Here is a 20871-nt window from a genome sequence, read left to right as displayed (position 1 = left end):
TTCGTGGGATGGGCGGCTTACTGGTTGGAGGTCGCCAGCCCGCGCCATTGCTGGAAGTTGCGCTGGTCGGCGGAGCCGGCGTAGTCGCCGTTATCGACGCCGTCGCCCAGGCTCACCCACGCCATCCATGCGCCGATGTCGCCCTGCTGTTCCTGGAACAGCGCCGGCATCGGCAGCCAGGCCTGGATGTACTTCTCCGGCTCGCGCTCGAACACGTCCTGGCAGCCGTCGGAGCAGAAGTGGTACTTCTCGCCCTTGTAGGTGGTTTCGCGGTTGCAGAGCATGGTCGGGTCGTCGGGCTCGGTGAACACGATGGGCAGCTGGCAGCACTGGCACAGCTTGGCGAGGCCGAAGTTCTTGTACGGCGTGCCGGCGGCGGCGAGCTTCTTGATGTGGTTCCAGCGCGGGCGGTAGTACTTGTCGAAGGTGGCCGGGTACTTGGCCGACAGCCAGTCCATGTCCTCGTCGGACGGAATCCAGCTGTGGAAGGCGGTGCCGAAGCTCCACTGGTACAGGCCCAGCATCAACTGGTGCGACATGTGGTCGATGGCCTTTTCGGCGTCGTCCCAGCCCTTGGGCGGGCGGATGCCGTAGCGCGCCAGGTCGCGGAACAGCGCGCCGCCGTTTTCCACGCCGTAGATCTCCCAGGCCTCGCGCCAGGACATCACGCGCTTGGGCAGCATGTAATCCATCATCGTGCTCACCAGCCCGAGTACGCGGAAGCCGCGCCAGAACCACTTGTCTATCCATTCCTGCACGATGGGCAGGTTGTCCGGGTCCTGCTCCAGCATGAACTTGATGCACTCCAGGCCCAGCGTCATATGACGTGCTTCGTCCGACTGCGCCGAGAAGCCGAAGGTGACCGTGGCCATGTCGCCGTTGTAGGCGGCGCCGGACATGAAGGGCACGAACAGCAGGTTGGTCAGCACGTATTCGAAGCTGAAGCCGATCGCGATCATGAATTCGAACGGGCCGGCCGACATCGCGTCGTCGAAGAAGGAGCGCGCCACCGAGGTGTACCAGATGCGGTCGCGGGCGTCCGCGAAGGCGTGGAAGCCGTTGTAGTAGCGGTTGTAGTTGGACATCGCGTGGATCTGCGTCTGCGCGTGGCGGATCTCGTCGATGGCCTGCATCTGGCAGGCCACCTGCGTGCCGACCCCGGCGAACTCCCGCCCGACGCGGGCGAAGCCACGGTGCGCGGCGTATTCGCCCGGGCTGATCGCCTGCAGGAAGATCTTCAGCGCGGTGAGGTAGCGCGCGTCGGTGATGTTGAGGTGGCCGTTGTTCTGGGTGTGGGCGTCGATGATCGCGTAGAACTTGCGCTCCTTCTCGGCCTGGTACTTCCAGTAGGCGTCCATGGTCAGGCGGAAGGGGTCTTCCCACTTGTCCCAGTCGTGGACCTTCAGGCCCTCGTACTTCACATACGGGTAGATCTCGTCCTTACTGTGGTAGCTCGGCTCCCAGCCCAGGTCGCGGGTCAGCAGCTTGTACTTGTCCTTGAGGTTGAGCTTTTTCTTGTCGACTTTCATGTCCATGGCGGGTCTCCGGGGGTCAGCTGTTCCAGCGCAGGGTCAGGGTTTCGTCGTCTTCATCGACGTTGCCCGAGAGGGTGATCAGGTTGATCTGCAATTCCTGCAGGTCGAAGGCGCGGCCGAGCTGCTCTTCGATGGTCTGCTTGCGGATCACGAGTTCGTCGGGGGCGTCGATCTTCACCATCGCCGGCTGGCGATGGACCACCGCCTTGGGGTTGTCGAGTTCGATGGCGTCGATGATCGGGCGGGTTTCTTCGTTGGCTTGCAGGGCGATGAATACGGTGGACATGGCGTGCCTCAGAGGGTGATGCCGATCTTGTCGAGCCGCTGCTTCAGGCCCGCGAGCTGTTCGCAGACGGCCTCGTCCGCCTGGGCGCCGAGCGCAAGCTCAACCACCGGCAGCAGCGCCGCCGCCGCGCGGCTGCTCCACGCCTGCACCCATTCGTTGATCTGCGCCTGGTTGTGGGCGGATTCGGCAGCCGCGACTTTCACCACCGCATCCACCCACTTGCGCGTCTCGGCGAACCAGTCGGTCATGAACTGGGTGAGCATCGCCACCGCCGAGCCGCCGCGCACCGAGAGTTCGTCATCGACGATGCGTTCGTAGATCAGCGGATACAGCAGGCCGTCCAGCGCCAGGTTCTGGGCGATGAAGAGTTCGAAGGGGTCGCGCACCACCAGGCAGTCCTCGACATAGCGGCGCAGCGGCTGCCAGGCGGCGCCATCCATCCACGCGCGCTTGCCGGCTTCCAGCGCCTCGGTGCCGCCCAGCAGCAGGCCGAGGCGCGACAGGTACTGGGCGATGCCGAGGTTGTCCATCGCGTGGTACATGCAGGGCTGGGTGAAGGCGGCCCCGTAGCCGTAGCCGCAGATGAAGCTGTTGTGCTGGTTCGCCCCCCAGGCGGCGTGGCGCAGCGGCACCAGCACCGCCAGCGCGGTGTTGCGCAGCGCCTCGGGCAGCATGTCGGCGAGGCCGCGGCTATCGACGAACTCGAAATTGGCCTCGGCGGTGTCCTGCTGGCGGGCGCGGGCCAGGGTGTAGGTGTTGTAGTAGTACTGGCGCGGGTCCTTCAGCGCATACCAGTCCTGCATCACGATCCTGGTGATGGAAGCGTCGTAAAGCTGCTGCTCCGGCGCCCAGGTGGGGCGGTAGTGCAGGTTCTCGGCGGCCTGGATGTCATAGCTCGCCTCCTGGTAGCGCGAGGCCGGCTTGTCGCCGAAGCGGCGCGCGAGGTGGTCGAAGGTGTTCCGCAACGGCTGGATGCTGACCGTGCGCAGGTCGATCTGCATGGATGTCTCCTTGGCGGACGCGCTGTGGCGGCGTCCTGTTGTGGGTTACTGCGGCTTGAAGCGGGTGCGGGTGGCGTCGGCGAGGCGCCAGTTCCAGTCGTCGGCACCGCCCTCGCCCGCCGCGGCGTCCAAGTGCTCGACGCGGTTGGCGTGGCAGAACTCGGCGAAGGCGGCCGGCGGCAGGATCATCTCGACGAAGATCTCCGGCTCGCCGACGGCGAAGTCGAACTCGACAAAGCCGTCGGGACGCTCGCCGGTGACGCGGACGTAGCGGCGGGTGGTGTCGAAGGAAAGGGGTCGTTCCATCTCAGGTCACCACGCTCAGGAAGCTCTCGTGCAGCTTGCGCTGCGGGTAGTCCAGCCCGCCGCCGGCGCCCAGCCCGTCGAAGGTCCAGGTGGTGGGCTCGTAGTCCGGGTAGGGCTGGTAGCCGCCCATGAAGGTCTCGAAGCGGTTGCCGGAGGGGTCCCAGGCGTAGATCGTGCAGCCGCGGGTGACGCCGTGGCGGGTGGGGCCGATATCCACCTGCACGTTGTTCATGGCCATGATGTCGCCGGCGCGCAGCACCTCTTCCCAGCTTTCGAGCAGGAAGGACAGGTGGTGCAGCTTGCCCGGCTCCGGGTGCTCGACGAAGGCGATGTCGTGCACCTTGTGCGAGCACGACATCCAGATCGCCGCGTTGCCCGCGCCGTCCGGCGTCAGCACCCGCTCCACCAGGTAAAAGCCGAGCACGTCGCAGAAGATTTTCTGCACCTCGGCGATGTTGGGGCCGTAGAGCAGGCAGTGATCCAGGCGCACCGGGGCGATGCCGTTCTCGGAGGCCTTGGTCCACGGCGCCGGGTTGAGCACCTGCAGGCCGTTGCCCACCGCCTGCTTCTCTGCATAAAGCTCGATGTCGTGTCCGGACGGCAGGCGGAAGCGCACCCGCTCGCCGGTCGCCAGCAGCTCGCCGGCGGGGATGCGCTCGGTGGCGAGACCGTAGGCGCGCAGGTCGCCTTCCAGCTTGTCGAGCGTCGCCTTGTCCAGCACCTTGAAGCCGACGAAGTCGATCCCGGCCCGGTCGGCCTCGCGCAGCACCAGGCTGTTGTGGTCGCGCTCGTCCCAGCACTTCAGATACACCCGGCCTTGTTCGTCGCGGCCGGTTTCCACCATGCCGAGCACGTCGCGGTAGTGGTGCACACCCTCTTCCAGGTTCAGCACGCGCAATTGCGCGTGACCCGGGCGCAGTACGCCAGTCAATGCCATCTGGTACTCCTCCTCGTTATTGGAATGAAACGCCGCTCAGCCCTTGGCGGCCGGGCGGCAGACGTTCTTGTGCATGCGGCCCAGCACACGCAATGAAACGTCGGAAAGCGGATAGGCCTTGCAGGCGAGCAGGCAGCCGCGCGCCTCCTCGTCGGCGCTGACATGGGCGCGGCTCATCACCCCGGTGGTCACCGCGCCGCGGGTGATCTCCACCTTGCAGACCCCGCAGCCGCCACCGTGGCAGCCGGACGGAATCCCCCGCCGCCCCAGCCGCAGCATCGCCTTCAGCAGGGATTCACCCGGCACGCAGTCGTACTGCTCGCCGGTGTCTTCGATATGCACGCTCACACCCATGTAAGGCCTCCTTTGTCTGCCCTGCCCTTTTTTGTCACGCCGAGGTTTGGATTAGCTCGGCTGATGGGTAGGTAAGGACTGTTAATGCAGAGGGCGTGCCATGGAGCTTAAGTTGTTGTTTTTATTGGGAGTGGAGAACGAGGCAGGAAATGGGGTGGGGAATGGGACGAGGATGGGCCTTACAAATTGGTAAGGCGGGGGTTTTGGTGGACAAAAACGTCGAGGTGCACTGCAGCAGGGGTGAAGGGCTTTGCCCCCTCCCCTTCAAGGGAGTGCGAACCAGAAGCGGTTGAGCTGGACCGATTTGCTCCCTCCCCTTCAAGGGGAGGGCGGGGGTGGGGATGGGGTTCTAACGGGCGCCGATTAACCCCATCCCCACCCTAGCCCTCCCCTTGAAGGGGAGGGAATAAATGCAAAACGCCCCATCGGCTCCGAACCGATGGGGCGTATCCAAATGCGCCAAGACCCGCGAGAAACCCTGTACCTGAACCCCGCGACCGACCCCCTCCCCTACTCCGCCGCGGCCGTGTTCTGTTTCAACCGATAAGCCAGCTGCCGCCGCGTAATCCCCAGCGCCCTGGCCGCATGGGTGAGATTCCCCTTGGCCTGCTGCACGGCGAGTTCGATCAGCCGCGCCTCGTGCGCTTCGAGGTTGAAGCCCTCCTTCAGCAGCGCCTCGCACAGCTTGTTGTGCGAACTCTCCCGCGCATCGCACAGATGCCCGCCGGTATCGAGTTCCACGCCCGCCGGCACCACCGACTCCGCGCCGGCGAACAGGTGCTGTTCCTCCAGCCGTCCGCCGGGCGGTGCCAGTAGCACGCCGCGTTCGATCACGTTTTCCAGTTCGCGCACGTTGCCCGGCCAGGGGTAATCGACCAGCGCGCGGATGGCGCGGTCGGTGATGCCCTGCAGCTTCTTGTGATAGACCGCCTCGTACTTGCCCAGCAGGGCCTGGGCGAGCAGCGGGATGTCGCTGCGGCGGTCGCGCAGCGGCGGGATAGCCACCGGGTAGGTGGCCAGCCGGTAGTAGAGGTCGGCGCGAAAGCTGCCCTGGCGGATCGCCTGCGGCAGATTGACGTTGGTGGCCGCCACCAGGCGCACGTTCACCTTGCGCGTCTGGTCGTCGCCGAGGCGTTCCACCTCGCCGGATTGCAGCACCCGCAGCAGTTTCACCTGCGCCGCCGGCGACAGGTCGCCGACCTCGTCGAGGAACAGCGTGCCGCCGTCGGCGCGCTCGAAGCGGCCGGCGCGGGATTGCTGGGCGCCGGTGTAGGCGCCCTTCTGCACGCCGAACAACTCGGCTTCGATCAGGTCGTGCGGGATCGCCGCGCAGTTGATCGCGATGAAGGGCTTGTCGGCGCGGTCGCTGTGGGCATGCAGCCAGCGCGCGAAGACTTCCTTGCCGACGCCGGTTTCGCCGAGCAGCAGCACGTTGATGGTGCTGCCCGCGGCCTTGCGAACCAGGTCGAAGGCGGCCTCGAAGGCGGGCGAATTGCCGATCAGGTCGTCGCGCCGGCAGGCGCCGCCGAGCGAGGCCCGCAGGCGCGCCAGTTCCTCGCGCAGTTCGGCGAGTTCGCCCTCGATGTTGCCGGGGCGAAAGTAGTCGAGGTAGCCGTCGGCGTTGTCCCAGTCCTCGGCCGGCTTGCCGACCAGCACGCATTGTTCGTCGCCCTTGCCGACGCAGTGCGTCTCGCGGAACACCACGAAGCGGTTGAAGAAGCGGGTGACATAACCGGAGGCATAGCCGATCAGGCTCCAGCACACCGGATCGTCGCCGACACCGAATTCGCGGATGTGCGACTCCGCCTCCCAGGAGTTCTCCCAGGTGACGTCGCCGACGAAGCTGCCTTTTTCCCAGTCCAGCTTCGCGTCGCGGATGCGCGCCCGCACCAGGCCTTCGAAGGCGTGCAGTTCCGGCCCGAGGCGGAACACGTCGTAGGGTTCGCCGTTGCCGAACAGCTTGCGCGCGAGGTCGGCGTCTTGTTGCCCGGAGACGAAGCCCATGCGCACCAGCAGGCCGCGCGCGCGCTCCACGCCCAGCGAGCGGAACAGCTCGCTGCGCAAGGCGCCCATCGCCTGGGCGTGCAGCAGCAACATGCGGCTCTCATCCAGCCAGATGTTGCCGCCGTCGATATCGAAGCGCAGCCGCGAGCGCAGGTTGAACTGCTCGACCAGCCCCTGTTTTTCAGTCCCCATCACGCCTCCGGGTCGCGCCCCTCTGCCGGGGGCCTGACCGTGTTCATCCATGTGCCTCGCACTCTACCGCGAACGTGATAGTCCCGCCCGGCATCACGCCGCAGCGGCGAGCGCGGCATAGGCCTCCTTCACCGCCTGGTAAGCGGGCCGCACCTGGGCCGGCGCCAGCTTGCGCGTCTGCTCAAGATCGCCACGTCGCGCATGGGCGAGCGCGTCGTCGCGCACCCGGCGGTAGGCGGCCAGCCTGTCGCGCAGTGTGCGCAACGGCAGCGCCAAGGCCGCCGCATCCAGGCGGGCGAGCTGGATGTCCATCTCGCCGTCCAGCACTTCGATGCGTTCGATATGCGGCAGCGCCTGCTCCGGTGTGCGCGCGTTGAGCACCATGATGTTGTTCACCCGGGTTTCCTCGATCGCGTCCAGCACCGCGCCCAGCGCGTCGTGCTGCACCTCCAGCCGGCCGGCCAGCGCCTTCATGTCGACCAGCTTGAGCATCAGCCCGCGCAGGCCGTCGTTGCAGAGGGTGATGCGGTCGTCGAGCATGCGCGCCAGGCTGTCGACGCCGGTCATCGCCTCGACCACCACGCCGCCGGTCTGGGCCCCGGCGGTGGCGCGCGCGGCGATCTCGGCCACCGCGCTTTCACTGTCGCGCGCGGCAGCGGCGATGCCTTCCAGCGTCGCCATCGCCTCGCCGCTGCGGGCGACGCCGTCGTGCGCCATGCCGGTCACCGCGTCGATGCCATGCTTGAGATGGTCGAAACCGCGGCCGATGCCGTCGATGATTTCGTCGACGCTGACGGTCGCCGTCGCGGTGCGTTCGGCGAGCTTGCGCACCTCGTCCGCCACCACCGCGAAGCCGCGACCCTGCTCGCCGGCGCGGGCCGCCTCGATGGCGGCATTGAGCGCCAGCAGATTGGTCTGCCCGGCGATCTCCTGGATGATGCGGACGATCTCGCCGATGCGCGCCACCTGGCCGCGCAGGCCGTCGAACTCGCGGCCGACACCGGCGACCACCTCGGCGAGTTCCTTCACCCCGGCGGCCACCCGCGCCACCCGCTCGCCGCCATTGGCCGCATGGCTGCTGACCTGGGTGGCGAGGCCCACCAGATGCGCCGCGCCCGCCGCCACGTCGTCGGCCGCGCCCGCCATCGCCACCACGCTGCCGACCGCCTCGCGCGCCAGCGCGGCCTGGCGGTCGGTGGCGTCCACCACCTCGGTGAAGGTCGACACCTGGCTGCCGCTGAAGGCGGCGAGTTCTCGCGCCAGCCCACCCATGCGGGTGGCGTAACCCACCTTGTCTGCCAGCAGTTCGTTCAGGCGCGCCACCGAGGCCGCGGGGTCCGCAATCGCCTGCGGGTCTTCCAGCAGCGCGCGGATCGCATCCACCGCCCCGCCCACCCGCCGGTGCGCGTTCCACGCCATCCACAGCGCCGCCAGCGCGCAGACGACGCCGAGCGCAACCGCCGCCCAGCCCGCGCTGCCACCCACGGCGCCGCCCAGGCCGGTCGCCGTCAACCCAGCCAGCAACAGCGACGCCTGCGCCGCGCGGCCGCCCGTTCCGCCGGCCACCGCGCTAGTCCTGCGCAACGCGGGCAACCAGCACCGGCAGCCGGGCTTCCGCCAGCAACCGCGCGGTCTCGGAGCCGAGCACCAGCCGCTGCAGTCCGCTGCGGCCGTGCGAGGCAATGAAGATCAGGTCGGCGCCGAGCTTTTCCGCCTGCTGCAGGATGGCCTGGTGCGGATGGTCGGACACCGCCCACAGCGCCCGCCACGGAATGCCGGCGGCGGCGCCGGCCTGCTCCGCCGGCTCCAGCACTGCGCGCGCCTCGTCGGCCAGGCGCTGGGCGAAGGCGGCCGGGTCCAGGCTGCGCTCCAGCGCGCCGGCATCGGTGGCGCCGAAGTCGGCCACCGCGTGGAAGAAGGTGACACGGGCGCCGACCGCGGCGGCGAAATCCAGCGCCTGCCGCGTCAGCGCGGCGGAGATGGCGGAACCGTCCAGCGGGACAAAGATGTGTTGGTACATGGGTTGATCCTCGCGTGGGTCAGGCGGCCTTGGGGCGCAGCAGGAAATGTCCGAGCGCGGGCAGCAGGATCAGCGCGCCGAGCATGTTCCAGATGAACATGAAGGCGAGCAGGATGCCCATGTCGGCCTGGAACTTGATCGGCGAAAACGCCCAGGTCGCCACCGCGATGCCCAGCGTGACGCCAGTCAGCACCACCACCTTGCCGGTGAAGGTGAGCGCCTTGTAGTAGGCCTCGGACAAACTCATGCCGTCGCGCATGCGCGCCAGCGTCACCGTCATCACGTACAGCGCGTAATCCACGCCGATGCCGACGCCCAGCGCGATCACCGGCAGCGTGGCCACCTTCACGCCGATGTTGAGCCACACCATCAGCGCCTCGCACAGCACCGAGGTCAGCGCCAGCGGCAGCACCGCGCACAGCACCGCCCGCCACGAGCGGAAGGTGATGAAGGCAAGCACCGTGACCGCCGCATACACCAGCAGCAACATCTGGCGGTTGGCCTGCCGCACCACGATGTTGGTCGCGGCCTCGATGCCGGCGTTGCCGGCGGCGTTGAGGTAGCGCACTTCGCCATTGCCGTACTGCGCGGCGAAGGTCTCGACCGCGTCGACCACGCTCGCCAGCGTGTCCGCCTTGTGGTCCTTGAGGTAGGCATAGACGGTGAGCAGGTCGCAGTTCTGGTTGAACATCTCGCGCGGCGCGCGGGTGATGATGGCGTTGAGCACGCCCTGCGAGCGCGGCACCTCATACCACTTCAGGCTGCCTTCGTTCATGCCGGCGGCCGACACCTTGGCTAGCCCGGCGAGCGACTTGGTCGATTCCACCCCCGGCAGCTGCTGCAGCGCCAGCTCCAGCGCATCCACGCCCATCAGCGTGTCGTAAGCGGCGCAGCCGTATTGCGGCGTCTTCACCATGACGATGTACACATCGCTGCCGGCGGCGTAGTTGGCGACGATGTAGCTGTTGTCGCGGTTGTAGCGGGAATCCGCGCGCAGCTCCGGCGCGCCGGGGTCGGTGTCGCCGATCTTGAGCTGGAAGCTGAGCACCAGGCCGGCGACGCCCATCACCGCCGCCACGGCCACCGCAATGCCCGCCCACTTGCGCTGGGTGAAGAGGTCGAGGAAGGCCCAGAACGGATGCTTGCGATGCGCGCTGTCGGCCGCCTCCAGCAACTCGGCCTTCAGGCTGCGGCGCGCCGCTTCCGGGCTGACCCCGGTGTAGGACAGCAGGATGGGCAGCAGCACCAGGTTGGTGAAGATCAGCACCGCTACGCCGATGCTGGCGGTGACGGCGAGGTCCTGGATGACCTGGATGCGAATCACCATCAGCACCGCGAAACCGACCGCATCCGCCAGCAGCGCGGTGACGCCGGCGAGGATCAGGCGGCGGAAGGTGAAGCGGGCGGCGACCAGCTTGTGGGTGCCGCGGCCGATGTCCTGCATGATGCCGTTCATCTTCTGCGCGCCGTGGCTCATGCCGATGGCGAACACCAGGAAGGGCACCAGCACCGAATACGGGTCCAGCTCGTAGCCGAGCGTGGGCAGCAGCCCGAGCAGCCACACCACCGCCACCACCGAGCACGCCACCACCAGCACGGTGCTGCGCACGCAGCGGGTGTACCAGTACAGCACCGCGGTGCAGATGCCGATGGCGAGCAGGAAGAACAGCGCCACCTGGCGCAGGCCGTCGATCAGGTCGCCCACCACCTTGGCGAAGCCGGTGATGTGGATGCGCACATGCTGGCCGTCGTAGCGCTGGCGCAGTTCTTCCAGGCGCTGGCCGAGGTCGCCGTAGTCGATGCGCCCTGCCCCGTCGGCACGCGCTTCCTGCAGCGGCACCAGGATGATGCTGGAGGCGAAGTTGCCCGCCACCAGCTGGCCGATCTCGCCGGAGCGTTCGACATTGAGCCGCACCTGCTCGACGCTGGCCGGCGAGCCGTCGTAGTCGTCCGGGATCACCGGCCCGCCGTCCAGCCCGTCTTCGGTGACGCCGGTCCAGCGCACCGCCGGCGTCCACAGCGACTTCATGAAGGGCCGGTCCACCTCCGGAAACAGGAACAGCTCGTCGGTGATCTTGCGCAGGGTGTCGAGGTATTCCGGCGTGAAGATGCTGCCGTCGGTGCTTTCCACCGCAATCCGCAGCGTGTTACCGACGCCGGCCAGTTGCGCGCGGTTGTCGAGGAAGTTGGCGATGTAGGCGTGCTGCGTCGGAATCATCTTCTCGAACGCCGCGTTGAGCCGCAGGCCGCCGATCTGCCACGCCAGCACCAGCGTCGCCAGCGCGCACAGCGCGACGACCACCAGGCGATGGTTGAACAGCAGGCGCTCGATGCGCGAACCGGACTCGCGGTCGAAGTCTTCGAGGCGCATCACCACGGCATCGGCGGCGCCGGTATGACTGGGGTTCATCACTTGCCTTCCGTACTGGAATCAATCGGGGCGAGGCGCAGCGGGCCGCGCACGCTGGCCATCACCAGGGTCTTGTCGGCGCCTTCGGCGAGCGCGGTGAAGCGCGGCCCGGCGCTGGCCGGCTGTTCTTCGAAGCGGGCGCCGCCGTCGCTGCTGCGCAGCAGGCGGCCGGCCTCGTCCACCAGCACCAGCGCGCCGTCGGCGAGCCGCGTGCCGGCGATCACCGACTCGCCGCGGCCGGTGTTCACCTTGCTCCACGTGGCGCCGGGCGCGGGCTGGTGGAAGAGGTTGCCGCGCAGGCCGAACACCACCGCGCCGTCGCCGGCGAGCAGCGCGCCGAAGAAGGTGCCGTTGTAGGGCGAGGCGAGCGGCGCGAAGCTGGCGCCGCCGTCTTCCGACGCGAACATCGCGCCCTGCTCGCCCACCACCAGCAGGCGCGCACCCTGGCGGGCGATGGCGTAAAGATGGCGGCCGCGCGGGTCGCCGATGCGGTCCATGATCGAGTGCCAGCTGCGGCCGCCGTCCTCGGTCGCCAGCGCCAGGCCGTAGGCGCCGACGACGAAGCCGCGCTGCGCATCGACGAAATGCACGTCGAGCAGCGGCTTGTCGGGGCCGTCGTCGACGAGACGCTGCGCATCCGCCAGCCGGCGCGCGCCGGCGGCATCGCCCGTGGCGGCGGCCTGCGCGGCTTCCAGCACGCGCTGCGCCGCCTGGCGGCCGTCGAGCTGGCGCGCCCAGGTTTTGCCGCCGTCGGCGCTATGCAGCACCACTCCGCCATGCCCCACCGCCCAGCCGTGCTGCGCATCGGCGAAGTGCACATTGGTCAGCGCCACGCTCACCGGCACCGCGTCGGCCTGCCGCCAGCGCGCGCCGTTGTCGTCGGACAGCAGCACCGTGCCGCGCTCGCCCACCGCCACCAGGCGGTCGCCGGCGCGGGTGATTGCCAGCAGCAGCGCGGTGTTGGCGCGCGGCGAGCTGGCCGCCGGCCGTTCGAGCAGATCGAAGCGCGCGGCGGGAGGCGCTTCCGGAGTGGCCGCATGCAGCGGCGGCAGGCCCAGGCCGAGGGCGAGCAAGGCCGCCCCGACCCGCCGCCGGGTAGAGATTCTGGTGTTCATGATGTCGTGTTCCCTGGCGCCGGCGATGGCCGGCTCAGCGCGGCGTCCGCAGCCGCCGAAGGGCCGCGGAGGGACCGCTGAAGCAGACAGGATCAGCGCACGGCCTCGGCCGCGACCGCATCCCCGGTGAAGAAGTTCTCGCTCTTGCGCGGCACGACGCGGAAGTCCTCGCCGTTGAGCGCCTGGATCACGCTCATGGTGCCGGCCTGCAGGTTGAACACGGTGGCGGTCTTGACCAGCGTGGCGGGCACGCTCGGCACTACGAAGGGCGTCACCTGGGTGGTGCGCCACAGCTTGCCCTCGGCGTCGTAGCCGTCCATCAGCAGCAGCAGCCAGCTGTCCTCGTCGAAGTAGAAGCGGCGCTTGGGCACGGCGTGGCGCTTGCCGGCGGCGACGGTCGCTTCCACCTCCCACACCCGGTGCAGCTCCCAGCGCACGTGGTCGGGATTGAGGTGGTGTTTGGCGACGGCGTCGTCGAGCTTCGCGCCGATCAGGCCGTTGGCGTTGTACGGCACGTACAGCTCCTTCTTGCCGACGATCTTCCAGTCGTAGCGGTCCATCGCACCGAAAAAGCCCTGCACCTCGTCGAAGTAGTTGGCGCCGGAGGCGACGAAGTCGGGCGTGTCGTAGGCCACCGTGGGCGCGCGCCGCACGCGGCGCTGGCCGACCAGGTACTGCCACGCCTGGCGGGGGTTGGCGGGGTCGATGGTGTCGCGGATGACGAGCGACTCGCCGGCCTTGAACGGCGGTTCCAGTGTGTTGAAGCGGAACATCGCGTACTCGCCCGACCAGCGTTCCGGCGTGCCGTCCTTGTAATAGAACGGGTACTGGAAGGAGATGTCGTTGCGCGTCGCCAGGGTGTGGCTGCCGTCGGCGTTGCCGACGATGTTCTTGAAGCGGTACTCGATGGATTCCGCCTCGACCCGCATCAGGTAGTTCCAGATGACCTCCGCGCCGTCCCTGGGAATCGGAAACGGCGTGCCGCCGAAGCAGCCTTCCAGCGAGCGCTTCTCGTCCTTCAGCGAACAGCGCGTGGCGTTCTTGAAGGCGTTGTCATAGACGTGCTGGGGCGCGGCGGCGGTGCGCTGGGTCGGGTAGACGTCGACGCGGAAGCTGTCCGGGTACTTGGCGAGCAGCAGCCGGGTGCCCTCGCTGAGCTTGTCGGCGTACTGGGCGGCGTTCTTGGCGGTGATCTGCAGCAGCGGTTTCTCGCTGGCGAGGAACTGCGTCGGGATGTCGCCGAGCTTGTTGCCGGCCACCGGCTTGGTCTGGCCGCCGGTCCAGGCGGGAATGCTGCCGTCCTTGTTGCCGGCGCGCTCGCCGCCCAGCGGCGTCAGCGTGGTCTTGAGGGCGGCGGCCTCGGCCTCGGTCACCGCGGCCTGGGCCTGCGGTGCGATTGCGAGCAGTCCGCCGATGGCGATGCACAGCATCTTCATGCGCAACATGGTCTTGTCTCCAGTCGTTGTAGTCGTGTTCAGAACGTGCGCTGCACGGAGAGCGAGATGAAGTCGCGGTCGCCGTGGAAGTTCTGGTAGGAAAGCTCGGGCACCGCGGTGTTGTAGCGGATCACCGAACCGGCGGAGCCGATGTAGTGCGTGTAGTTCACGCTGGCCTGCCAGGTCTTCTGGTAGTCGCCCTTCACCCCGATCGAGATGTTGCCGCCGTGCTCCGAGGGGAACAGCGCGCCGTTGACCGAGCTGCGCCCGGAGATGCCGTAGCTCACGCCGATCGGCACCTGCAGGTCCAGCCCCGGCATGACCTGGAAGTACTCCGGCTGGAAGATGAACTGCAGCGCGCTGGCGTCGCGGGTGGCGCGCGGATCGAGTTGGTCGGCGTTCTTGCTGATCGACAGCCGGCGGTTGAAGGCGAATTCGCCGATGAAGGAGGCGCCGTCCCACAGCGGGCTGGCCGCCAGTACGGCGAGCGCCGACAGGTTGAGGTGCAGGGTCTTGCCCACCGGGTAGGCGGCGCGGCCGTCGCCGTTGGCGGTGATGTTGCCCGGCAGGATCACGGTGTTGCCGCTCGCCACCAGCGGCATGTTGTCGCGGAAGGAGAGTTCGCCGGCCACGTTGGTGTCGCCCAGCAGGGTGCTGAAGCTGGCGCCCACCATGCGGATGTTCTCACCGAAGACCTGCACGTAGTCGCCGATGCTGCCGCCATGCGCATTCACGCCGGGGCGCACGTAGAACTGCGGCATCTTGTCGTGATAACGCGCGGCGTAAAGGCCGAACTCGGTGTCGTCGAGCTTCAGCCGCAGCTGCACCCCGCCCTGCCCCGAATCCCGCGCCTCGATGTCCTTGCCGCGGTAGGCGACAGCGCCCGGCCCGAGGATCAGCGACTCACCGCCGTTATCCACGAAATCGGCAAAGCTGAAATAGCTGCCCGCCGCCGGCAGGCGCGTCTTGCGCCACTCGAACTGGTAGTAGGCGCCAAGGGTGACGTTCGGGTTGATCTGCACCTGGCCGGAGATCTGCCCGATCGGCCGCAGGATCTCCTTGAACTGCGAGTTGGGCACCGACAGCGCCTTGATCAGGTCGAGCGAGGTCTGCGCCGCGGCAATGCCGTTGGAACCGAAGAACAGGCTCTCGCCGTAAAGCTGGGTAAAGCGCCCGGCCTTGACGTTGACGTTCATGTCGCCCGGGCTGAGGTTGGCGTAGGCGAAGGCGTCCAGCACCTCGGCGTACTGGCCGTGCAGCTTGCGGGTGGAACGGGTGAATTCGTCGTAGTCGGCCGAGCGCGAATTGACCAGCGCGCCACCGAGGGCGCCCGGATTGTCGTTGCTGCGGTGATAGACGCTGTCGTACCAGCCGGCGCCGCTCAGGCGAAAGCCATAGTCGCGCTTGTAGCGGAAGTCGAGTTCGGTCAGCAGGTCGAGCCGGTTGGAGATCAGCCCGCGTCCGAAGTTGAGATCGCCGTCATTGGTGTTGGCCTGCGGGCCGATGGAGTTGTCGGCGACGTCGCCATCCGCCCCGCGTAGCCGCCATGCGGCGCTGTACTTCACCGTGTTGTCCCAGCGCAGCACCACGTCCGGATTGCCGGTGTCGATGGTCGCGGCAGCGGCGACCGCCGGCAACAGCCCGCCGAACGCGACGGCCAGGGCCTGGACCAGCCTGCTGCAACGGACCAAGCCCGGACGGACGGCCTGCCTTGATTCAAACGCCATGTCTTCCTCCTGTAGTTGTTTTTGCTGATGGCGACGAGGACGGAGAGCCGCGTGGACTTTCTCCTTCCCCTTCAAGGGGAAGGCGGGGATGGGGATGGGGTTGGAGCACTCGCGGCGCCTGACCCCATCCCCACCCCAACCCTCCCCTTGAAGGGGAGGGAGTCAAAACCGCAGCGGCCAAACCACCTCACCCCAACCTTCATCACCATCAGCTTTCGTTCTTGCCAGCCCGGCCCCACCTTCCAGCCCTGCCGCCATGAGGAAAACTTACCGGCGCGCCTCATTACCGTCCAATACCAATTCAAGGCTCGCGTAATACCTTCGCGGTATGATCAATATCCACGCCTCACCCAACCGGGAACGCCGCCCATGGATATCCGCCAGATCCGCTACTTCATCGCCGTCGCCGAGGAGGCCAACATCGGCCGTGCCGCCACCCGGCTGCACATGTCGCAGCCGCCGCTGACCCGGCAGATCCAGCAACTGGAGGAGGAACTCGATACCCAGCTCTTCGTGCGCACGCCGCGCGGCATGGAGCTGACCCAGGCGGGCGCGCTGTTCCTGACCGAGGCGCGCAACATCCGCGCGCTCATCGAGCAGGCCACCGAGCGCACCCAGCGCGCCGGCCAGGGCAAGCTCGGGCGCCTGGACGTGGCGATCTTCGGCTCGGCCATCCTCGACCGCATTCCCAAGCTGATCCTGAACTTCCGCAACGAATACCCGGACGTGAACGTGGTTCTGCACACCATGACCAAGGCCGAGCAGATCTCCGCGCTGCGGCAGAACCGCATCACGGTGGGCTTCAACCGCATGCTCGGGCCACTGCCCGACCTGTGCAGCGAGGTGATCGCCACCGAGTCGCTGCTGCTGGCGGTGAACCTGAACGACCCGCTGGCGGCGCTGGCAGCGCTGCGCTTCGACGTGCTCGCCCAGCGCCCGGTGATCCTGTTCCCGTCCGGCGCGCGGCCCAACTTCGTCGACAAGGTGCTCAGCCTGTGCGAAGCGCGTGGCTTCGTGCCGGAAATCGCCCAGGAGGTCGGGGATGCCGTCACCGGCGTGGCGCTGGTGGCCAGCGGCTTCGGCGTCTGCGTGGTCCCTGAGTCGGCCACCACGCTGAACTTTCCAGGCGTGGTCTACATCCCCTTCGAGGATGCGCCCGAGGATGCTTGCGTGGATCTCAGCTGCATCTATCGAGCGGACGACCAGTCGCCCATCCTGAGCACCTTCCTCAGGTCGATACGGAACACGCCTTTGAATGCCGAGGAGCGGTGAAGCCAGCGGGATGTTGCGCGCCCGATGGGAAGCCGGAACAGCCGGCGGCGGGCCGCCCCCGGCGCGTCGAAATCTGCAGCCCGGAGGCAGACAGACCGGGCGGGAATGTCCCGCCCTTGCCTCAGGAGACTGCGCGCAGCCCGGCCTGCGCTGGGCGGCTACCCACCGCCAGCGCGGTTCCGAAGGCCAGCGCGAGCGCGCCAACCTGGATGCCCAGCATCGCAACCGGCGTGCCCGCATAGAAGCGGACCGCAAGATAGCCGAACAGCGCGCCACCGAGCATCTGCAGAAAGCCAAGCAGGCCGGCCGCGAGGCCGGAACGATGGGCCTGCGGCATCACCGCGCCGGCGACCGCGCTCGGGATCACCAGGCCTGCCCCCAGGGTCAAGCCCAGTTGCGGCAGCAGCAGGCTCGCCAGCGTCGTCGCGTCTGTCAGGGCGAGCGTCAAGGCGAACACCGCGGACGCAAGGCTGAGCCCGAGCCCGATCCGCAGGGTGCGCGCAAAACCCCAGCGCTGCGACAGTGGGCGAGCGGCCAACACCCCGACACACAGCCCCGTCACGATCAGGAAGAAGAACATCCCGTATTCGCCCGGCGTATGGCCGAGCTTGCCCACCACGTACAGCGGCGCACTGGAAATGAAGGCGAACAGCGCGCCGTAGGTGAAGGCCAGGGCGAGCGCAAAGCTGGCGTACTGGCGGTCGCCCATCAGTTCGCGGTAGTTCGACAACAGCCTCGGGACATGGACGGCCTGCGGGTCGCGTGCGTGGTGCGTCTCCTCGAAGCCCAGCCATACGTAAGCGAGTACGACCGTCGCCAGCGCGAACAGGAAGATGAAGGCGGTCTGCCAACCCGTCGGCAGGGTCGCCAGCATGCTGCCCAGCAGCGGCGAAACCATCACGCACACGCCGATCACCAGGGTGCCCAGCATCATTACCGGGCCGGCTTTCGCCCCCCAGGCATCACGGGTGATGGCGCGGGCCAGCACGATCGCGGCGGCAGCGCCGGCGCCCTGGGCGAAACGTGCCGCCGTCAGCGACCAGGTCGAACCGGCCAGGAAGCAGGCTGCGCACCCGGCGAGATAGAGCGCAAGTCCGCTCATCAGCACACGGCGGCGGCCGAAGCGGTCCGACAACGGGCCCCAGACCAGTTGCCCCAGCCCGAAGGCGAGGACGAAAGCGGTCAGGGTGTGCTGGACCGCTTCCTTGTCGACGCCGAATCGGCTGGCGATCGTGGGGAGCACTGGCACGTAGATCTGGGTGGACAGGTCGCCCAAGCCCGTCAGCACGATCACCAGCAGCAGGAGCAGGCGAGGTGGAGGCGCCATCGACGGCGCCGGTGCGGCAAAGGCAGTCATGGCTGTCTCCTCGGTCGGCCGGCGGCATTCACCGCTCGACGAGATCGGCAGCCACCCGCGCATAGCGCGGTGCGGCGTGGGCGAGCGAAAGCCGCGGCGCAAGACTGCGGCGCAGATTCGTCAGCGCCTCCCATTCCGACGCGTCGGGGAGTGACGGAATCGTGACGGTTTCGCCGAGGTCGAATCCGGCCAGCGCGGCGTCGACCATCTCGTCGACGTCCATCACCATTTCCGCCGGCAGGCTGGCAATGTCGGTGCCGGAGCGCGACCAGAGTTCGGTACGCGTCACGCCGGGAAGCACGACCTGCACGCGTACGCCACGCGCTGCGAGTTCCTGCTGAAGCGACAGGCTGAAATTGAGCACATAGGCCTTGGTCGCGCCATAGACGCCGTTGAACAGTTCCGGCGCCAGCGCCAGTACCGAGGCGATGTTGATGATGCTGCCCTCGCCCCGCGCGGCGAAGGCGCTCGCTGCGGCCAGCGCCAGCTGGGTAGGCGCAAGCGTGTTGAGCGCGATCATCGCAGCCGTCTCGCGCGGGTCGGCACCCACGACCGGTCCGCTGGCGGCGATGCCCGCGTTGTTCACCAGCATGGAAATCCGGCCGTCGTCGCGCAGGCGCTGCACGACGCGTTCGAGGTCCGCGGCCGCGGTGAGGTCGGCCGACAGAACGTCCACCGCAACACCGGTGTCCCGCCGCAAGCGTTGCGCCACCGCCTCGAGACGGCCCGGGTCGCGCGCGGCCAGGATCAGGTCGTAGCCGCGTTGAGCAAGGCGTTCGGCGTAGGTCGCACCGATGCCGGACGAAGCTCCGGTGATCAGCGCACGGCCCTGCGGATTGTGTTCGTTCATGTTCGATCTCCTGGACGGGGTTGGAAGCGGGTTCGCTCACGGCACTTAGATGACGATCATCATCTTTGATTTATAGATTACGCTCGTAATTTATAAAGTCAAGCACCGTTTCCGCCCGGCCCGTCTCCGCACAGGACCACCACACGGAACCGGGACGCCGCCGCATGCTCCGTCGGCGCCCCGCTCCATCGTCACGGCTTCAGGTCGTCGTGGTCGGTCGATACCGCCAGCGCGTGCCAGTTGGCGACTTCCCGCTCCACGGTTCGATGCTTCTCGGCGATCTTCGCCACGGTGTCGGTACCCAGCGGCAGCCGCACCGGCGGCTCGGCGCTGTCCGCGAGCACCAGCAACGCCTTGGCGAACTTCTCCGGATCGCCCGGCTGGCGGTGGTTCGCGCCCGCCATCAGCGACCGCATGTGACCAACCGTGGCCACGTAGTCGGGCAATTCCCGCACCGTCTTCACCAGCGAGCTGCTGTCGAGGAAGTCGGTGCGGAAGAATCCGGGCTCGACCACCGTCGCGCGGATGCCGAGCGGCGACAGCTCTTCGGCGAGCGCCTCGGTCAGCCCCTCCAGCGCGAACTTGGTGGCGCCATACACGCCCCAGCCCGGATAGGCGGAATAGCCGCCGATGGACGAGATGTTGATGATGTGACCGCGACCGGCGCCGCGCATGTGCGGCAGCACCGCACGGGTCACGTGCAGCACGCCGAAGACATTGGTGGCGAACTGGTCCGCGACCTCCTTCGCGCTGGATTCCTCGACCGCGCCGAGCAGGCCATAACCCGCGTTGTTGAGCAGCACGTCGATCCGGCCGAAGCGTGCGATGCCCGCCTCCACCGCGGCCAGCGCCTGCGCCTCGTCGGTGACGTCGAGCGCCACCCTCAGCAGGTTGTCGTGCGCGCCGAGCGCCTGCTCGATGCTGGCCGGCCGCCGTGCCGTGGCGACGACCCGGTCGCCGCGGGCCAGTGCCGCGCGGGCGACCTCCAGGCCGAAGCCGCGCGACGCACCGGTGATGAACCACACTTTCGAGTTGATGTTGGACATTTCGATTTCTCCAGGTAAGGGAATGGGGTCAGGCCCGGAACGAAATCTATGCCTCTCTATATCAACCCACTAGACTCATAATCTGCGTTTCATTAGCAACTGCAGGATGCTAATCAATGGACGATCTCAAGGCCCTCTCCACCCTTGCCCGCGTCGTCGAGAGCGGCAGCTTCCGCCGCGCGGCCCTCGAGCTGGGCGTTGCGCCGCAGGCCACCAGCAAGACCATCCGTCAGCTCGAAACCCAGCTTGGGGTGCGCCTGCTGCACCGGACCACGCGCAAGCTCAGCCTCACCGACGAAGGCGCCCGGCTGCTGGCTCAAGTGCGCCCTGCCCTGTCCTCCATCCGCAGCGCCCTGTCGGAACTGCGCGCCGCGCACCAGGACGTCGGCGGCAGCCTGCGCATCACCGCGCCACGCTCGGTCGGACAGCACCTCGTGCTGCCGCTGGTGACCCGCTATATGGACGAACATCCCGACGTCACCGTCGATCTCGAACTCGAAGACCGGCACACCGACATCGTCGAAGAACGCATCGATGTCGGCTTTCGCATGGGTGCCGGGCTGGACCGCAACGTGGTGGCACGGCGGCTGTTGGATATCCAGCAATGGGTCTGCGCCGCCCCCGCCTACCTCGAACGCCACGGCCGGCCGCATGGCTGGGACGAGCTCGCGCAGCATCGCTGCACCGGATTCCGGCCGGTCACCACCGGGAGGCTGATGCCCTGGGAGTATGCGGATGGCGATGCAACGGTCCATGCCGACGTCGCCGCACGCTTCGCCACCAACGATGTGGACGCAGAGGCAAGCGCGGTGCTGGCCGGAATGGGCATCGGCCAGATACCCGACTACATCGCCGCGCCGCTGATCGAGGCCGGCCGGCTGGAGCGCCTCCTGCCCGCCCACGGCAGCGAGCGCATCGGCCTGTACATCTACTACCCGCAGCGTGCCCACCTGCCGCAGCGCACGCGGCGCTTCATCGACCTGACGGTATCCAGCCTTCAGGCGGCCCACCGGCCTTGAGGCC

General features: G+C 67.8%; 18 protein-coding genes. 2 read left to right on the top strand and 16 right to left on the bottom strand.

The features are described from left to right. Positions 1–17: 17 nt before the first annotated feature. The 13 genes from CJ010_RS12265 to CJ010_RS12205 all read right to left on the bottom strand — a co-directional run bounded on the left by CJ010_RS12265 (position 18) and on the right by CJ010_RS12205 (position 15323). Positions 18–1535 (bottom strand): YHS domain-containing protein, encoded by a 1518-nt coding sequence (locus tag CJ010_RS12265; protein WP_141018292.1) that lies wholly within the window; start codon positions 1533–1535, stop codon positions 18–20. A 16-nt stretch (positions 1536–1551) separates the two neighbouring features. Next, positions 1552–1821: an MmoB/DmpM family protein gene (locus CJ010_RS12260; RefSeq protein WP_011765580.1), complete on the bottom strand. Its 270-nt coding sequence runs from the start codon at positions 1819–1821 to the stop codon at positions 1552–1554. 8 nt (positions 1822–1829) lie between these two features. After that, entirely contained in the window at positions 1830–2822 is a 993-nt protein-coding gene (locus tag CJ010_RS12255; RefSeq protein ID WP_065340348.1) for a phenol hydroxylase, read from the bottom strand. 45 nt (positions 2823–2867) lie between these two features. Further along, positions 2868–3128, bottom strand: a complete 261-nt coding sequence (locus tag CJ010_RS12250) for a phenol hydroxylase subunit (RefSeq protein ID WP_065340347.1) — start codon at positions 3126–3128, stop codon at positions 2868–2870. 1 nt (position 3129) lies between these two features. Then, positions 3130–4065, bottom strand: coding sequence for a catechol 2,3-dioxygenase (locus CJ010_RS12245; protein ID WP_141018291.1), 936 nt, complete (start codon positions 4063–4065; stop codon positions 3130–3132). A 36-nt stretch (positions 4066–4101) separates the two neighbouring features. After that, on the bottom strand, positions 4102–4419 hold the full coding sequence (locus CJ010_RS12240; protein WP_141018290.1) for a 2Fe-2S iron-sulfur cluster-binding protein: 318 nt from the start codon (positions 4417–4419) through the stop codon (positions 4102–4104). Positions 4420–4929: 510 nt separating this feature from the next. After that, the gene (locus tag CJ010_RS12235) at positions 4930–6615 is read right to left on the bottom strand and encodes a sigma-54-dependent Fis family transcriptional regulator (protein WP_141018289.1); all 1686 of its coding nucleotides are present in this window, start codon (positions 6613–6615) and stop codon (positions 4930–4932) included. A 93-nt stretch (positions 6616–6708) separates the two neighbouring features. Then, the gene (locus CJ010_RS25285; protein ID WP_240794576.1) at positions 6709–8181 is read right to left on the bottom strand and encodes a methyl-accepting chemotaxis protein; all 1473 of its coding nucleotides are present in this window, start codon (positions 8179–8181) and stop codon (positions 6709–6711) included. Between the two features lie 4 nt (positions 8182–8185). After that, positions 8186–8635 carry a universal stress protein gene (locus tag CJ010_RS12225; protein ID WP_141018288.1) on the bottom strand — a complete coding sequence of 150 codons (450 nt, stop codon included), beginning with the start codon at positions 8633–8635 and terminating at the stop codon, positions 8186–8188. Between the two features lie 19 nt (positions 8636–8654). After that, positions 8655–11045, bottom strand: a complete 2391-nt coding sequence (locus CJ010_RS12220; RefSeq protein WP_141018287.1) for an RND family transporter — start codon at positions 11043–11045, stop codon at positions 8655–8657. Next, positions 11045–12160 carry a YCF48-related protein gene (locus CJ010_RS12215; RefSeq protein WP_141018286.1) on the bottom strand — a complete coding sequence of 372 codons (1116 nt, stop codon included), beginning with the start codon at positions 12158–12160 and terminating at the stop codon, positions 11045–11047. Before CJ010_RS12215 ends, CJ010_RS12220 begins: the two co-directional genes overlap by 1 nt. A gap of 92 nt (positions 12161–12252) precedes the next feature. After that, positions 12253–13605 (bottom strand): DUF1329 domain-containing protein, encoded by a 1353-nt coding sequence (locus CJ010_RS12210; protein ID WP_141018285.1) that lies wholly within the window; start codon positions 13603–13605, stop codon positions 12253–12255. 29 nt (positions 13606–13634) lie between these two features. After that, positions 13635–15323 (bottom strand): DUF1302 domain-containing protein, encoded by a 1689-nt coding sequence (locus CJ010_RS12205; protein WP_141018284.1) that lies wholly within the window; start codon positions 15321–15323, stop codon positions 13635–13637. Between the two features lie 369 nt (positions 15324–15692). Here CJ010_RS12205 and CJ010_RS12200 point away from each other — a divergent pair, with 369 nt between their 5' ends. Beyond that, complete coding sequence (locus CJ010_RS12200) at positions 15693–16595, top strand: LysR substrate-binding domain-containing protein (RefSeq protein WP_141018283.1); 903 nt, start codon at positions 15693–15695, stop codon at positions 16593–16595. A gap of 121 nt (positions 16596–16716) precedes the next feature. Here CJ010_RS12200 and CJ010_RS12195 read toward each other — a convergent pair whose 3' ends face one another. From CJ010_RS12195 to CJ010_RS12185, 3 genes are all read right to left on the bottom strand, one after another. Then, positions 16717–17952, bottom strand: a complete 1236-nt coding sequence (locus CJ010_RS12195; protein WP_168224944.1) for a Bcr/CflA family efflux MFS transporter — start codon at positions 17950–17952, stop codon at positions 16717–16719. Positions 17953–17980: 28 nt separating this feature from the next. Continuing rightward, entirely contained in the window at positions 17981–18802 is an 822-nt protein-coding gene (locus tag CJ010_RS12190; RefSeq protein WP_141018281.1) for an SDR family oxidoreductase, read from the bottom strand. Positions 18803–18993: 191 nt separating this feature from the next. Beyond that, positions 18994–19848 (bottom strand): oxidoreductase, encoded by an 855-nt coding sequence (locus CJ010_RS12185; protein WP_141018280.1) that lies wholly within the window; start codon positions 19846–19848, stop codon positions 18994–18996. 116 nt (positions 19849–19964) lie between these two features. On the opposite strand from CJ010_RS12185, the gene CJ010_RS12180 reads away from it, so the two are divergent. Further along, on the top strand, positions 19965–20867 hold the full coding sequence (locus tag CJ010_RS12180; protein WP_141018279.1) for a LysR family transcriptional regulator: 903 nt from the start codon (positions 19965–19967) through the stop codon (positions 20865–20867). Positions 20868–20871: the final 4 nt, after the last annotated feature.

It is taken from the genome of Azoarcus sp. DD4, assembly GCF_006496635.1.
GTDB lineage: Bacteria > Pseudomonadota > Gammaproteobacteria > Burkholderiales > Rhodocyclaceae > Azoarcus.
This window is presented reverse-complemented; position numbering and strand designations above follow the sequence as displayed.